At 67.5% G+C, this 14,999-nt stretch carries 15 protein-coding genes; 7 read left to right on the top strand and 8 right to left on the bottom strand.

The window, feature by feature from the left end:
- Nucleotides 1-44: 44 nt before the first annotated feature.
- Nucleotides 45-617, bottom strand: a complete 573-nt coding sequence (ssb, locus tag P5F91_RS25165; RefSeq protein ID WP_145609972.1) for a single-stranded DNA-binding protein — start codon at nt 615-617, stop codon at nt 45-47.
- 319 nt (nt 618-936) lie between these two features.
- On the opposite strand from ssb, the gene uvrA reads away from it, so the two are divergent.
- The 4 genes from uvrA to P5F91_RS25145 all read left to right on the top strand — a co-directional run bounded on the left by uvrA (nt 937) and on the right by P5F91_RS25145 (nt 5,149).
- Entirely contained in the window at nt 937-3,822 is a 2,886-nt protein-coding gene (uvrA, locus tag P5F91_RS25160; RefSeq protein WP_277908606.1) for an excinuclease ABC subunit UvrA, read from the top strand.
- Nucleotides 3,819-4,511 carry an alpha/beta fold hydrolase gene (locus tag P5F91_RS25155; protein WP_277908605.1) on the top strand — a complete coding sequence of 231 codons (693 nt, stop codon included), beginning with the start codon at nt 3,819-3,821 and terminating at the stop codon, nt 4,509-4,511. The genes uvrA and P5F91_RS25155 overlap by 4 nt, the downstream gene beginning before the upstream one ends.
- Before the next feature lie 67 nt (nt 4,512-4,578).
- Nucleotides 4,579-4,884, top strand: a complete 306-nt coding sequence (locus tag P5F91_RS25150; RefSeq protein ID WP_145609969.1) for an antitoxin of toxin-antitoxin stability system — start codon at nt 4,579-4,581, stop codon at nt 4,882-4,884.
- Nucleotides 4,874-5,149 (top strand): type II toxin-antitoxin system RelE/ParE family toxin, encoded by a 276-nt coding sequence (locus P5F91_RS25145; RefSeq protein ID WP_145609968.1) that lies wholly within the window; start codon nt 4,874-4,876, stop codon nt 5,147-5,149. The genes P5F91_RS25150 and P5F91_RS25145 overlap by 11 nt, the downstream gene beginning before the upstream one ends.
- 8 nt (nt 5,150-5,157) lie before the next feature.
- Here P5F91_RS25145 and P5F91_RS25140 read toward each other — a convergent pair whose 3' ends face one another.
- A complete protein-coding gene (locus tag P5F91_RS25140; protein WP_145609967.1) occupies nt 5,158-5,799 on the bottom strand; it encodes an NrsF family protein in 642 nt (213 codons plus the stop codon).
- Entirely contained in the window at nt 5,796-6,380 is a 585-nt protein-coding gene (locus P5F91_RS25135; RefSeq protein ID WP_277908604.1) for a sigma-70 family RNA polymerase sigma factor, read from the bottom strand. Before P5F91_RS25135 ends, P5F91_RS25140 begins: the two co-directional genes overlap by 4 nt.
- A gap of 160 nt (nt 6,381-6,540) precedes the next feature.
- Between P5F91_RS25135 and P5F91_RS25130 the strand changes: the two genes are divergently transcribed.
- Complete coding sequence (locus tag P5F91_RS25130; protein ID WP_145609965.1) at nt 6,541-7,314, top strand: alpha/beta hydrolase; 774 nt, start codon at nt 6,541-6,543, stop codon at nt 7,312-7,314.
- An 18-nt stretch (nt 7,315-7,332) separates the two neighbouring features.
- Here P5F91_RS25130 and P5F91_RS25125 read toward each other — a convergent pair whose 3' ends face one another.
- The 4 genes from P5F91_RS25125 to P5F91_RS25110 form a co-directional block, all read right to left on the bottom strand.
- The gene (locus tag P5F91_RS25125; protein WP_145609964.1) at nt 7,333-7,563 is read right to left on the bottom strand and encodes a hypothetical protein; all 231 of its coding nucleotides are present in this window, start codon (nt 7,561-7,563) and stop codon (nt 7,333-7,335) included.
- A gap of 72 nt (nt 7,564-7,635) precedes the next feature.
- Complete coding sequence (gene plsY, locus P5F91_RS25120; RefSeq protein WP_246134308.1) at nt 7,636-8,322, bottom strand: glycerol-3-phosphate 1-O-acyltransferase PlsY; 687 nt, start codon at nt 8,320-8,322, stop codon at nt 7,636-7,638.
- Complete coding sequence (pyrC, locus tag P5F91_RS25115) at nt 8,322-9,620, bottom strand: dihydroorotase (RefSeq protein WP_277908603.1); 1,299 nt, start codon at nt 9,618-9,620, stop codon at nt 8,322-8,324. Before pyrC ends, plsY begins: the two co-directional genes overlap by 1 nt.
- 57 nt (nt 9,621-9,677) lie before the next feature.
- Nucleotides 9,678-10,616 carry an aspartate carbamoyltransferase catalytic subunit gene (locus P5F91_RS25110; RefSeq protein ID WP_145609962.1) on the bottom strand — a complete coding sequence of 313 codons (939 nt, stop codon included), beginning with the start codon at nt 10,614-10,616 and terminating at the stop codon, nt 9,678-9,680.
- A gap of 485 nt (nt 10,617-11,101) precedes the next feature.
- Between P5F91_RS25110 and P5F91_RS25105 the strand changes: the two genes are divergently transcribed.
- A complete protein-coding gene (locus P5F91_RS25105; protein ID WP_277908602.1) occupies nt 11,102-12,274 on the top strand; it encodes a hypothetical protein in 1,173 nt (390 codons plus the stop codon).
- A 32-nt stretch (nt 12,275-12,306) separates the two neighbouring features.
- Here P5F91_RS25105 and gor read toward each other — a convergent pair whose 3' ends face one another.
- Nucleotides 12,307-13,671, bottom strand: a complete 1,365-nt coding sequence (gene gor / locus P5F91_RS25100) for a glutathione-disulfide reductase (protein WP_277908601.1) — start codon at nt 13,669-13,671, stop codon at nt 12,307-12,309.
- Nucleotides 13,672-13,865: 194 nt separating this feature from the next.
- Between gor and P5F91_RS25095 the strand changes: the two genes are divergently transcribed.
- Nucleotides 13,866-14,975, top strand: a complete 1,110-nt coding sequence (locus tag P5F91_RS25095) for a branched-chain amino acid ABC transporter substrate-binding protein (RefSeq protein ID WP_277908600.1) — start codon at nt 13,866-13,868, stop codon at nt 14,973-14,975.
- Nucleotides 14,976-14,999: the final 24 nt, after the last annotated feature.

The raw sequence follows: 14,999 nt of genomic DNA, 5'->3' as shown, positions 1-14,999 counted from the left end.
AAAGGGCCGCGCTGACGCGGCCCTTGGCTCTTATGGTCTGAATGTCAGAACGGGATTTCGTCGTCCAGGTCATCGGCCGGCTTGCCGCCGCCGCCGAAGCCGCCGCGCGAACCACCGCCGGAGGAGGAACCACCCCCACCGTAGCCACCGCCACCGGAAGACCCGCCGCCGTAGCCACCACCCCCGCCGCCGCCGCCGCCGTAGCTGGACCCACCGCCGCCAAAGTCGCCACCCGACTCGTAGCCGCCACCGCCACCGCCGCCGTCACGGCCCTCGAGCATGGTCAGCTCCCCCCGGAAGGGACGCAGAACCACTTCGGTCGTGTACTTCTCCTGGCCGGACTGGTCGGTCCACTTGCGGGTTTCCAGCTGGCCTTCGATGTAGACCTTGGAGCCCTTCTTCAGGAAGCGCTCGGCAACACCGATCAGCGCCTCATTGAAGATCACCACCTGGTGCCACTGGGTGCGTTCCTGCCGCTCCCCACTGTTGCGGTCCTTCCACGTCTCGGACGTGGCGATGCGCAGGTTGCACACCTTGCCGCCGTTCTGCATGGACCTGACCTCGGGCTCCTTGCCCAGGTTGCCGATGAGGATGACTTTGTTGACGCTGCCAGCCATGTCCGATCCGTCCTGAATCCAAATGAGGGCGAAAAACGCCCCGCCGTTGATGGGGAGAGCCTACACCGCCGTCCCTGTCCAATGCCACAGCGATGGTGGTGCGGGCCCTCGGCATACCCAAAATATCGATCAGGACGCCCTTTTGGGGCACCCTGGCCCCGTGTCACCAAATCGTCCATAAGGGGATGCATCCTGCTGTCGCCTTTTGACACAGGCATCCCCATATTAAGGCGCTGTCGCCGGCTGGCCGGTGGGAAGGCGGCCTACCGGCGTATTCCCCTTGCCAGCGCCTGCCCCGATCGATTATTCAGAACATACCATGAACAAATATATCAGCGTCCGCGGCGCGCGGGAACACAATCTGAAGAACGTCGACGTGGATTTGCCGCGCGACAAGCTGGTGGTCATCACCGGGTTGTCGGGGTCAGGCAAATCATCGCTGGCCTTCGACACCATCTACGCCGAAGGGCAGCGGCGCTACGTGGAAAGCTTGTCGGCCTATGCGCGCCAGTTCCTGGAGCTGATGCAGAAACCGGACATGGACAGCATCGAGGGGCTGTCCCCCGCCATCTCCATCGAGCAGAAGACGACCAGCCGCAATCCCCGCTCCACCGTCGGCACGGTGACGGAGATTTACGACTATATGCGCCTGCTCTTTGCCCGGGTCGGCATCCCCTACTCCCCCGCCACCGGCCTGCCCATCGAAAGCCAGACGGTCAGCCAGATGGTGGACCGCATCATGGCCATGCCCGAGGGCACGCGCCTCTACCTGCTGGCTCCGGTCGTGCGCGGCCGCAAGGGTGAGTACAAGAAGGAACTTCAGGAGCTGCGCAAGCGCGGCTTCCAGCGCGTGAAGATCAACGGCGAGATGATGGAGATCGACGAGGCGCCGGCGCTGGACAAAAAGCTGAAGCATGACATCGAGGTGGTGGTCGACCGCATCGTCGTGAAGGAAGGCCTTGGCAACCGCCTGGCGGATTCGATCGAGACGGCGCTGGAACTGGCGGACGGCCTGGTGTTCGCGGAGAACGCGGACGGGGGCGAGCGCACAGTGTTCTCCGCCAAGTTCGCCTGCCCGGTCAGCGGCTTCACCATCGAGGAGATCGAGCCGCGCCTGTTCTCCTTCAACAATCCCTTCGGCGCCTGCCCCGCCTGCGACGGCCTGGGCCAGAAGCTGTATTTCGATCCTGAACTGGTGGTGCCGGACACGCGCCTGTCCCTGAAGGACGGCGCCATCGCTCCCTGGGCGGGCTCCACCTCCCAATACTATGCCCAGACCTTGGAAAGCCTGGCCCGCCACCACAACGCCCGCATGGACACGCCGTGGAGCGACCTGCCGGAGGATTTGAAGAACCTCATCCTGTTCGGCTCCGGCGGCAAGCCGGTGACCCTGCGCTATGACGACGGCTTGCGCTCCTACGAGACCAACAAGCCCTTCGAGGGCGTGGTGCGCAACCTGGAGCGCCGCTGGAAGGAGACGGAAAGCAACTTCATGCGGGAGGAGCTTTCCAAGTATCAGTCGGCCCAGCCCTGCGAGGCCTGCGGCGGCGCGCGCCTGAAGCCGGAGGCGCTGGCCGTCAAGATCAACGGCCTGAACGTCGCCGAGGTCAGCCGCATGTCCATCCAGGAAGCCGGCGCCTGGTTCCTGGGCCTGGACGGCCACCTGACGCAAAAGCAGAAGGACATCGCCAACCGCATCCTGAAGGAAATCAACGAACGGCTGGGTTTCCTGAACAACGTCGGCCTGGAATATCTGGCCATGGACCGCGCCTCCGGCACCCTGTCGGGCGGCGAAAGCCAGCGCATTCGCCTGGCCTCGCAGATCGGCAGCGGCCTGACCGGCGTGCTGTACGTGCTGGACGAACCTTCCATCGGCCTGCACCAGCGCGACAACGACCGCCTTCTGGCCACGCTGAAGCGCCTGCGGGATCTCGGCAACACCGTGCTGGTGGTGGAGCATGACGAGGACGCCATCCGCACCGCCGACTATCTGGTCGACATGGGGCCAGGCGCCGGCGTCCATGGCGGCACGGTGGTGGCCGCCGGCACCCCGGCGGAGGTCATGGCGAACCCGGCCAGCGTCACCGGCGACTACCTGACCGGCCGGCGCCGCATCGCCCTGCCGGACCGCCGCCGGGCCGGCCACAAGGGCCAGTTCCTGGAGGTCATCGGCGCGCGCTCCAACAACCTGAAGGACGTGCACGCCCGCATCCCCCTGGGCACCTTCACCTGCGTCACCGGCGTGTCCGGCGGCGGCAAGTCCACCCTGATCGTCGAGACGCTGTACAAGGCCTTGGCCAAGCGCCTGAACGGCGCGCGGGAACATCCGGGCGCGCATGACGACATCCTGGGCCTGCAGCACCTGGACAAGATCGTCGACATCGACCAGTCGCCCATCGGCCGCACGCCCCGCTCCAACCCCGCGACCTACACCGGCGCCTTCACGCCGATCCGTGACTGGTTCGCCGGCCTGCCGGAGGCCAAGGCCCGGGGCTACGGCGCCGGCCGCTTCAGCTTCAACGTCAAGGGCGGCCGGTGCGAGGCCTGCCAGGGCGACGGCGTCATCAAGATCGAGATGCACTTCCTGCCCGACGTCTACGTCACCTGCGACGTCTGCCACGGCAAGCGCTACAACCGCGAGACGCTGGAGGTCCTGTACAAGGACAAGAGTATCGCCGACGTGCTGGACATGACGGTGGAGGAGGCGGCGTCCTTCTTCCAGGCCGTGCCCGCCATCCGCGACCGCATGCAGACATTGGATGAGGTCGGATTGGGCTACATCCATGTCGGACAACCGGCCACCACCCTGTCGGGCGGCGAGGCCCAGCGCGTGAAGCTGGCCAAGGAACTGTCGCGCCGCGCCACCGGCAGAACCCTCTACATCCTGGACGAGCCCACCACCGGCCTGCACTTCGAGGACGTGCGCAAGCTGCTGGAGGTGCTGCACGCCCTGGTGGACCAGGGCAACACCGTGCTGGTGATCGAGCACAATCTGGAGGTCATCAAGACCGCCGACTGGATCATCGACATGGGGCCGGAGGGCGGCGCCGGCGGCGGCCGTATCGTGGCCGAAGGCACGCCGGAGCATGTGGCAACCGTGCCGGAAAGCCACACCGGCCATTACCTGAAGCCCTACCTGTCGGAAGTGCCGCCGGCGGTGGAGGCCGTGGTGCCCAACAAGAAACGCAAGGCCAAAGGGGCATGACGCCCATCGTCCTGATCCCCGGCCTGCTGTGCACGGCCGAGGTGTTCGCCCCGCAGGTCGCGGCGCTGTGGCCCCACGGCCCCGTCACCGTCGCCAACACCCTGACGGGGGAGACGATGGCGGACATGGCGGCCGCCATCCTGGCTGAGGCCCCGCCCCGCTTCGCCCTGGCGGGCCTGTCCATGGGCGGCTACGTCGCCCTGGAAATCATGCGCCAGGCGCCGGAACGGGTGGTGAAGCTGGCGCTGATCAGCACCCAGGCACTGCCCGACACGCCGGAGCAGTCAGAGCAGCGCCGGACCTTTGTCGCCCTGGCGCGCAAGGCCAAGTTCGCCACCGTGCTGCGCCATGCCATGTCCACCATGCATCATCCCGACCGCCGGGATGACGCGGACTTGGCGGCGGTCAACCTGCGCATGGGCCTGACGGTCGGGGTGGAGGGGCTGGCGCGCCAGACGGCGGCCATCATCGGCCGTCCCGACAGCCGCCCCACCCTGCCCGCCATCCGTGTACCCACCCTGGTGCTGGTGGGGGACAGCGATCCCCTGATGCCGCCGCAACGGTCCCACGACATGGCCGCCGCCATCCCCGGCGCAAGGCTGGTGGTCGTGCCCCAATGCGGCCACGCCACCACCCTGGAACAGCCGGCGGCGGTGAACCAGGCGCTGGTGGAGTGGATTAAGGATTAAGATTCCCGTGGGCTGGTTCTAACGACCCCTGAGGTATATACCTTGTCTATATGATCGGAGGTGCCTCGTGGCCAAGGAAGCAATGTTCACGCTGAAATTGGAAGCGGACCTACGCGACCAATTCATGGCTGAGGCTGAGGCCGTCCATCGTCCGGCCTCACAAATCGTTCGCGATTTCATGCGAGACTTCGTCCGCCAGAGGCAGGAAGCCCGGGAGCATGATGCGTGGTTCCGCGCTCAGGTGGAACAAGGCCTGCGGGAATCGGATGACCCGTCGGTGGCACGAATTCCCCATGAACAGGTCAAAGCCGATTGGCATCTACAGCGGGCTGAGCTGTTGAAGCGTGCCCTGAGGCTGGCGAATGAAGATTGAATGGTTGCCAGCGGCCCAGCGCGAGTTCGGCAATCAGATCATTTATATCGCGGATCGTAATCCCACTGCTGCCGTCAGGATCGGTGATGCGGTGGAAGCCGCGGTGGAGCAGTTGGCGCAGTATCCGCGTAGTGGCCGCCCCGGTCGGGTGGCTGGCACCCAGGAACTGGTCGTCACCGATACGCCGTACATTGTCGTCTATCGAATCAGATCAAATACCGTAGTGATCCTGCGTGTTCTGCACGGCGCTCAGCGATGGCCTTGACCCGCCCCCTACCACCGCAACGCCATACGCCCAGCCACGGCGCCCACCGCCGCCATGATGGCGATGGCGGCGCTGTACCACAGCAGCACAAAGGTGCCGGCGTCGTTCTCGCAGGCCAGCGCATAGGCCATGGCCCCCAGCGCGCCGGCCAGGCCACCGGCCACGGCGGCGGCGCGCACCGGCTCCGTGGGCGCGCCGTGGCGCAGCAGCAGGATCAGGGCGGCCAGGGCCGGCAGGGAGGCCGCGATGATGATGCTCATGCACGTCAGGGCGGAATAGGTGTGCAGGCCCAAATAGGAAAGGCCGGAGCGGTCGGTGGCTGCCCGGAAGGTCATGATCAGGAAGCCGGGCAGCAAAGGGGCCAGGCGCGGTAGTCCCCGCCCCGGCGCCGCCGACCGCAGAACCAGCCAGGCGCCGGCCAGCGCCAAGGCGCCGGTGCCGGCCACCTTGAACAGGAAGGGCGCCTGCGTCGCCGCCGTGCCGATGTCCGGCCGCACACCCGCCAGGGCCAGAACCACGGCAATGGCGATAGCCAGTGACAGGGTCAGCGCCAGGACCAGAACGGCGGGGAAGGCCTCCATGCGCAAGCCGGAACGGCGCCCCGCCTGCCCCGACAGCTGCGCGATCAAGGTCTCGGTCGAGCGGTTCATGGCTTCCTCCCTCTTTCATCCCCAGCGGGCGGATCGGCGGCGTTCCACAGGGCCTTCAGGGCGCGGTGGAACAGCACGCGGACGGAGCCTTCGCTGAGGTTCAGCTGCCGGGCCGTGGCCTGGGGTGAGAGCCCCTCCACGGCCAGGGCCCGCACCACGCCCCGCTGGCCGGCCGGCAACTGGGCGATGTGGCGATCCACGTCCACCAGGGCGCGCTCCCGCTCCTCCTCCGGCGCCGCCAGGGCGTCCGCCAGGTCGTCGATGGTGAGGTCGGCGGTGCCCGACGCCTCCCGCCGCAGCTTGCGGGCCGCGTCCAGGAACTTGTAGCGCGCGATGCCGTGCAGCCAGGGCAAGAGCGGCCGGCCAGGGTCCCAGGTGTGCCGCTTGGTATGCAGGCCGATCAGTATTTCCTGCACGATGTCTTCCGTCTCCGCCGTGCCCAGGCCGAAGCGGCCCAGGCGGTTATGGACCACCCGCCGGAATAGCGTTGCCGCCTCGGCAAGGAAGCGCTGATAGGCGGCGGCATCGCCACGCCGTTCCGCGCGCATCGCCGCCGCCCACCGCTCTTCCAACGGGTCCATATCCATCCTTCGCCAGCGAGGGCCGGGTTGTTACGCGGCGGCTCGAAAAAATTTTCTAAAAAAAATTCCGCGGGCGCTGTTACGCCCGGGGCCGGGCCGCCGAAGACAGGAAAGAGGCCACAGCGCTTCCCCCGTTCGATCCCATGCTAGGAGACCCGCCATGTTTCGCAAGCTGTCCTTTGTCGCCGCCCTCGCCCTGACCGCGTCCACCGTTGCCCTGCCTGCCGCCGCGGCCACCACCCCGGCGGCTCCGGCCCCCGTCCATAACGTCGTGCTGGTGCACGGCGCCTGGGCCGATGGATCCAGCTGGAACGAGGTCATCAAGATCCTGCAGGCGAAGGGACTGCATGTCACGGCCGTGCAGAACCCGTTGACCTCGTTGGCTGAGTCGGACGCCGCCACCCGCGCTGTGCTGGCGCAGCAGGATGGTCCCACCGTGCTGGTGGCCCATTCCTGGGGCGGCACGGTGATCAGCGATGTGGGCACCGACCCCAAGGTCACGGCCCTGGTCTATGTCGCCGCCCGCGCCCCGGATGCGAACGAGGACTTCGTGGCCCTTTCGGCCAAGTTCCCCACCATGCCCGTGCGGGCGGAGGTGCAGAACCATGACGGCATGACCGTCATCTCGGAAAAGGGCTTCCTGGACTACTTCGCCAACGGTGTCGCCCCGGCGCAGGCCAAGGCGCTGTATGCCGAACAGGGCCCGACGGCCGCCAGCATCTTCGCGGGCCGCACCACCGCCGCCGCCTGGCACGACAAGCCCAGCTATTATGCGGTGTCCAAGCAGGACCTGACCATCTCCCCCGACCTGGAGCGTTTCCTGGCCAAGCGCATGAACGCGGACACCATCGAGGTCGACGGCGGCCATCTGACCCTAGTGTCGCACGCGCAGGAAATCGCCGGCCTGATCCTGAAGGCCGCCGGCCAGGGCTGAGGTGTGGATGCCGTGAGGCTAGCGGCTGTGGTGCCCCGGCGCATCCGGCCGCTTCCTCGGGGACTCACGTTCCTCTTCCCGCTTGTCCACCGACGGGGCACCCTCGGGCTGAGGCACCTCGTGCGGGATGGGCGGGAAGATGTCCGGCGTGGGGGAGCGCGCCTCTTCGATCGCCTCCACCACCTCTTCCAGGATGATGTTGCCCAGGATGCTGCCGGTATCGGCGTCCTTGTCCGTCTTCTTGCTCATCACCGTTCCTCCTCAAGGGGACATCCTTGACATAAGGATAGGCGCCCCGGGGTTCAAAGGGGCTGAGCTGGGTCAGCCTTCCTTCTTTTTCCCCTGTCCGATGCGGGGTTCCGTCCCCGCCAGCAGGCGTCGGATGTTGGCGTGATGGCGAATCCACACCAGCACCGCGATGGCAAGCGCCAGGGCGGCTTCCGCTCCACCGGCGCCGAAGTCGGCGGCGTCCGGCCACACCGCCGGCAGGAACCACGCGACCAGCGGCGCCAAGGCCAGGGCCACCAGGGCGGAGAGGGAGGAGATGCGGAACAGGACGGCCACCAGCAGCCAGGTCAGGCAGGCAATGACGCCCACCGGCCAGCAGGTGGCCAGCAGCACGCCCAGCGCCGTGGCCACACCCTTACCGCCCTTGAAGCCCAGCCACACCGGGAAGGTGTGGCCCAGCATGGCGCCGCCGCCGGCCACCAGGGCGGCCAGGTGCGGCGCGTCCGGCGACGGCAGGAAGCTCATGGCCAGGCAGTGGGCGACGCCCACGGCGATGGCGCCCTTGCCGCTGTCCAGCACCAGGGTGGCGGCGGCCAGGGGCTTGTTGCCGGTGCGCAGCACGTTGGTGGCGCCGATGTTGCCGGAGCCGATCTTGCGGATGTCGCCATAGCCGCCCAGATAGGCCAGCACCAGGCCGAAGGGGATGGAGCCCAGCAGGTAGCCGCCGGCCAGCGTCAGCAGCAGGGGCATCAGGGGCAGCGCCGCCGTGTCCATGGGCATCAGGCCGCCAGTTGGAAGACGGTGCGGCCATCCACCAGGGTGCGCAGCACGCGGCCCTGCACCGGGTGCTTGTCGAAGCAGCTGTTCTTGGACTTGCTGTGCAACGCCTCGGCATCCACGCGCCAAGGCCGCTCGGCATCGAAGATGACCAGGTCGGCGGCGGCCCCGGTGCGCAGGCGGCCCAGCCCCAGGCCCAGCACGGCGGCCGGCTTGACCGTGACGGTGGCCAAGGCGTCCAGCAGGCTCAAGTGCCCCTTGTGCACCAGATCCAGCGTCAGGGGCAGCAGCGTCTCCAGGCCCACGGAACCGAAGGCCGCCTGGGCGAAGGGCACGCGCTTGGCGTCCTGGTTCCAGGGCAGATGGTCGCTGGTGATGCAGTCGATGGTGCCGTCGGCCAGCCCTTCCACGATCGCCTGGCGGTCGTCCTCGGTGCGCAGCGGCGGCGACAGCTTGAAGAAGGTACGGTAGTCGCCGACATCCCGTTCCGTCAGGGTGAAGTACGGCGGGGCGGTGTCGCAGGTGACCTTCAGGCCCTTGCGCTTGGCGGCGCGGATGACGGCCACGGACTCGGCGGTGGAGATGTCGGCGGCGTGGTAGCGGCCGCCCGTGGCCTCCACCAGGCGCAGGTCACGCTCCAGCATGATGACCTCGGCCACGGCGGGAATGCCGGACAGGCCCAGCCGGGTGGCGATCTCGCCCGAATTCATGGCGCCGGTGGCCAGTCGCGGTTCCTGCGGGTGCTGCATGATGGGGCGACCCCAGATGCTGGCGTAGGCCAGCGCCCGCTGCATGACCAGGGCGTCGGCCACGGCCTTGCCGCCATCGGTGAAGCCCACCGCGCCGGCCTCGGCCAGCAAGCCCATCTCGGTCAGTTCCTTGCCGCCCAGGTCGCGCGTGATGCCGGCATAGGCGAAAACCTTCACCAGCTTCACCTCCCGCGCGCGGCGGGCGATGAACTCCAGGCCCGCCACGTCGTCGATGACCGGGTCGGTGTCGGGCAGGCAGGCCAGGGCGGTAACGCCGCCGGCCGCCGCCGCCTGGCTGGCGGTCTTCAGCGTCTCATTATCCTCGTGCCCCGGCTCGCCCACCTGGGCCCGCAGATCGACCAGGCCGGGGGCGACGCAGGCGCCTTCGGCGTCGATGATCTCGATACCGTCCGGCACGCCGTCCCGGAACAGGCCGGGGCCGTGATCGGCGATCTTGCCCCCGTCGATCAGCAGGGAACCGCGCTGGTCCAGGCGGCTGTCCGGATCCAGCAGGCGGGCGTTCAGGATGGCGGTGCGGGCGTGTGTGGCCATGGGGATGGTCCCGGAAGGTCGAGAGGCGGTGAGGCGGGGCGGAGACGGGGGGACGCGTCAGGCCGGGTCGTTGCGGCCATGCCGGGTCAGGAGATCCAGGCAGGCCATGCGCACGGCCACCCCCAGTTCCACCTGTTGCAGGATGACGCTGCGGTTGATGTCGTCGGCCACCAGGCTGTCGATCTCCACGCCGCGGTTCATCGGACCGGGATGCATGATCAGGGCGTCCGGCTTGGCCGCCGCCAGCTTCTCATAATCCAGGCCGAAGAAGCGGTAGTACTCCCGCACCGAGGGCACGAACTGCCCCTGCATGCGTTCCAGCTGCAGGCGCAGCATCATGACGATGTCGGCATCCTTCAGGCCGGTGGCCATGTCGTGGTGCACCTCCACGCTCAGCTCGCCGATGGCGCGGGGCAGCAGGGTGGGCGGCGCCACCACGCGCACGCGCGCACCCATGATGTTCAGGAGCTGTATGTTGGACCGGGCGACACGGCTGTGCAGGATGTCGCCGCAGATGGTCACCGTCAGGCCATCCAGGCGGCCCTTGTTGCGGCGGATGGTCAGCGCGTCCAGCAGCGCTTGGGTCGGATGCTCGTGCGCGCCGTCGCCGCCGGAGATCACGGCGCAGTTCACCTTGTCGGCCAGCAGCTTCACCGCGCCCGACTCCGGATGGCGCACCACCAGCACGTCCAGGTGCATGGCGTTCAGCGTGGTGGCGGTGTCCAGCAGGGTTTCGCCCTTCTTCACGCTGGAACCATCAACCGACATGTTGATGGCGTCGCCCCCCAACCGCTTGGCCGCCAGCTCGAAGCTGGTGCGGGTGCGGGTGGAGTTCTCGAAGAACAGGTTCACCACGGTCTTGCCGCGCAGCACGTCCGACTTCTTGTTGGGGCTGCGGTTCTGTTCGACGTAGGTGTCGGCCAGATCCAGGATGGTGTTGATCTGGGCCTGGCTCAGGCCTTCGATGCCAAGCAGGTGCCGGTGCGGAAAGCGCATGGGATCCCTAGGGCGGTCAGAGGGGGACGGATACGCCCCCCGCACGGGGGACGCCGCCGTATCGGGGCCGGACTATGGCCCCGCCGCCGCCAGCAGGCAAGAACGGGATGGCTGCCCGGCGGCCGACGCGGGGCGCGGCCGCGCCACGGCCCCGCCCCTGCCCTTGACCGTCCGCCCACTCAGCCACATAGGGCGCCCACTTACCTACGGGAAGCGATGAATTGTGACGAGTAATTATATTGGATTTGATGTAATTATTGCCGACAACACTAAAAATAGAGCAAACGCGTCCCCCGCTCGCCCCACCCATTGAGTTAGTACTTTACTAGTACTCAATTGGATTTATGCTGATTGCCGGAAACAGGGTGGCAGCCCGGTTCCGCCCTTTCCATCGGCCGTCCAATTCGGGTGACGGACCGCATTACGGCTTTCAGGACGACCATATGCCGCTTGCAGTCCACGATGCGTCGCCAGGCGCCGACCCGATGGCTTCAGCGCCGCCGCCCGCGCCACCCCCCGCCCTGCCCCGTACCATGCCGCTGCGCCCGCTCACGCTGGAGCCGCCCCGCGCCGACGGCATATCCCACGCCGCCGCCGATCGTCCTGTTCGTGACACCGCGGCCTGGTCGGATGAAACCGACGCCCTGCATCTGCTGCCGCTGCACCTGCTGCCCTTGACCGTCAACGGGTTGAAGCGCGCGCGCCTGGTGAAGACGGCGCGGCTGGAAACGATGGTGGAACTGTTCCGTGACGCCCGCGCCGGCACCGGGCTCATCCAGATCGAGGGCCTGGGGCGGGAATTCGCGGCCGACAAGGCGTCGCTGGAACGCGACATGGCCCTGCTGCTGAAACTGGGCGCCGTGGCGTCGTTCGACGTCTACTCCCTGCGCATCGAGCTGCGTGCCCTGGGCATCGCGGTGGATGAGCACCAGCACCTGGTGCTGTCCCCGGAAAAGCAGGAAGAACTGACCCATTACATGCAGGGCTTCACCCGCCCCCTGTTGCGCCGCGTCTATGGCGAGCAGGCGGCGCGCGTGGAGAACATGGGCGACCTGACGGCCCTGCTCTCCAGCCCCGACCGGGCGGAGACGCTGGCCAACCTGCGCCACATCGCCGGGCGGCTGGGCCTGAAGCTGACGGAGATTCCCGAATTCCTGGCGCAGTACGGCGACATCTTCCTGTCGGTCGCCTATTTCCGCAGCTGCCGCGACGGCGCCCATGCCCTGCTGGAGGAGTTCGGCCGCTGGCTGGTGGATCTGAAACGCGCGCCGCTGGTGCAAAGCGACAGCGCCGCCCAGCGCCTGATCACCACGGTGGATACCAGCCTGGACATCATCATGGCCCAGCTGGAGGGATGCTTCCGCAGCTTCGACCGCATGACGCGGCAGCTGTGGGACGACCTGTCCGCGGACGGCTTCCAGGCCATGCGCCGTGAGATCGAGGCGCATCACACCAGCGTCGGCGCCCTATGCTGCGGCCTGGCGGTGAAACTGGGCGGCTGGAAGCGCGCCTTCCCCACCGCCGGCCGGGGCGCACCGGGGCAAAAGCTGGACTGGCTGCGGCAGGAAATGGTGCCGGGCATGGCCCAGCTGGTGGAAACCGGCCTGGCCGCCAACAGCCGGCGCACGCCCGTGGGGACCCAGGCCCGCCCGACCTGAGGTCAGGCCGGGTCACGACGCTCCGCCGGCCCTCAAACCGGGTCGGGCACCTTAGTCCGCAGGGTGACGAACTCCTCCGCCGCCGTGGGGTGCAGGCCGATGGTGCTGTCGAACACGGCCTTGGTGGCGCCGGCGTTCATGGCCACGGCAACGCCCTGGATCATCTCCGGCGTGTCGTCGCCGACCAGGTGACAGCCCACCACCCGGTCGCTGGCGCGTTCCACCACCAGCTTCATCAGCATGCGCTGGTCCCGGCCGGAGATGGTGTGCTTCATGGGCTTGAAGTTGGTGCGATAGATGTCGACCGCCGGATAGACGGCGCGGGCCTGTTCCTCCGTCATGCCGCACGTGGCGACAGGGGGAATGGAGAAAACGGCGGTCGGGATGTTGTGATAGTTCACGCTGCGTGGCTTGTTGCCGTACAGGGTATCGGCCAGCACATGCCCCTCCGCCGTGGCCACCGGCGTCAGGTTCACGCGGTCGGTCACGTCGCCCAGGGCATAGATGTTGGGCACGGTGGTGCGATACTGGTCGTCCACCTTGATGGCCCCGCGCTCGTTCAGTTCCACACCCACGCGCTCCAAGCCCAGGCCGCGCACGTTGGGCCGGCGGCCGGTGGCGTAGAGCACGGCGTCCAATTCCAACGTCGTACCGTCGGATAGGGTGGCGACCAGGCAGCGGCCGGTCTTCTCCAGGCGTTCGATGGTGGTGCCGGGGCGCAGATCGACGCCGGCCTTGACCATCTCCGCGCCCAGGAAATCCCGCACATCCTCGTCAAAGCCGCGCAGCAGCTTGTCGCCCCGATAGATTTGCGTGGTGCGGGAGCCCAAGCCGTTGAACACACCGGCGAATTCCGTGGCGATGTAGCCCGCGCCGACGATGGCGATATGTTCGGGACGCTTGTCCAGGTGGAACACCTCGTTGGAGGTGATGGCGTAGTCGCGCACACCGGGCTTCTCCGGCAGTTCCGGCCAGCCACCAGTGGCGATCAGGATGCGCTCCGCCGTTACTCGCTTGCCGCCCACGTCTACCGTGTGCTCATCCACGATGGTGGCGCGCGCCTCGAATATGGTGGCGCCGGAATTCTCCAGCAGGCGGCGGTAGATGCCGTTCAGGCGGGTGATCTCCGCATCCTTGTTGGCGATCAGGCGTTGCCAGTCATGGTCCTTGGCTTCCACGTCCCAGCCATAGCCGGCGGCGTCCTCGAAACCGGCCGAGTACTGGGCGGCGTAGACCAGGAACTTCTTGGGCACGCAGCCGACATTCACGCAGGTGCCGCCCAGGTACCGTTCCTCCGCCACCGCCACGCGGGCGCCGTGACCGGCCGCGATTCGGCTGGCGCGCACCCCGCCGGAGCCGGCGCCGATGGTGAAAAGGTCGTAGTCATAGGCGGCCATGGCCGGAATCCCTGTGGTGGAAAGGGGGTGTTGCACGAACGGGCGTGCCCAGATGTCGTATCTTTTCCCATTCCGCGCAAGGGACGGCGACACATTGGAGTTGTGGCGCCAGGTGCGTGCTACCTTCGGCTCGGAACAGGGCGGGCCACCCATTGGGGTAGGGCCGCCGGCATCGGGAATGGGGGAATGGTGGCATGGTGCGCATGAAGGACCGCGTCGCGGCGATCGCGATCATGGTGGCGGCTGGCTTGTGGGCGGGCGCCGCCCGCGCCGAGATCAAGCTGGGACTGGCCGGCCCGCTGACCGGTCCGAACGCCGTGGTGGGTGAGCAGATGCGCCGCGGCACGGAACAGGCCATCGCCGACATCAACGCCAAGGGGGGCGTGCTGGGCGAGAAGCTGGTGCTGTCCAAGGGCGACGACGCCAGCAACCCCAGCCAGGGGGTATCCGTGGCCAACAAACTGGTGACCGAGGGCGTGGTCGCCGTGTTCGGCCATTACAACTCCGCCGTCTCCATCGCCGCCGCCAAGGTCTATGCCGAGGAAGGCGTCATCCAGATCTCCCCCAACTCCACGAACCCGCGCCTGACGGAGATGGGCTACGCCACCACCTTCCGCACCTGCGGGCGCGACGACCAGCAGGGCCAGGTGGCGGCCGCCTACATCGCGCGCGTCTTCCCGAAGGCCCGCATCGCCATCGTCCAGGACCAGACGACCTATGGCAAGGGTTTGGCCGATGCCACGCGCGACGCCTTGAACAAGCTGGGCAAGAAGGAAGTGTTGTATGAGGCGGTGACCGTGGGCGACCGCGACATGTCCGCCATCATCACCCGCATGAAGGACGCCCAGATCGACGTGGTGTTCTTCGGCGGCGTGCACACCGAGGGCGGCCTGCTGGTGCGCCAGATGGCCGACAAGGGCCTGAAGGCCCAGTTCGTGGGCGGCGACGGCATCATCTCCAACGAGTTCTGGGGCATCACCGGGCCCAGCGGCAACGGCGTGCTGAACACCTTCGGCCCCGATTACCGGCTGCGGCCCCAGGCCGCCGACGTGGTGAAGAAGTTCCGCGATGGCGGATACGAGCCCGAGGCCTACACCCTTTATTCCTACGCCGCCGTGCAGGCCTGGGCACAGGCCGCGACGGAAGCGAAGACCACCGATCCCACCAAGGTGGCGGCCGTCCTGCACAAATCCAGCTTCCAGACTGTGATCGGCCCCCTGGCCTTCGATGCAAAAGGAGATCGCACCACTGCTGATTACACAGTTTACCAGTGGCGCGATGGATCCTATACCGAGGTCAAGTAGTGTGAATTAGCTTTCCCTCGGTTC

Origin of the sequence: Nitrospirillum amazonense (genome assembly GCF_029594735.1) — a bacterium.
Lineage (GTDB): Bacteria > Pseudomonadota > Alphaproteobacteria > Azospirillales > Azospirillaceae > Nitrospirillum > Nitrospirillum amazonense.
Note: the sequence above shows the minus strand (reverse complement) of the source record. Positions and strands in the feature narration are given on the sequence as shown.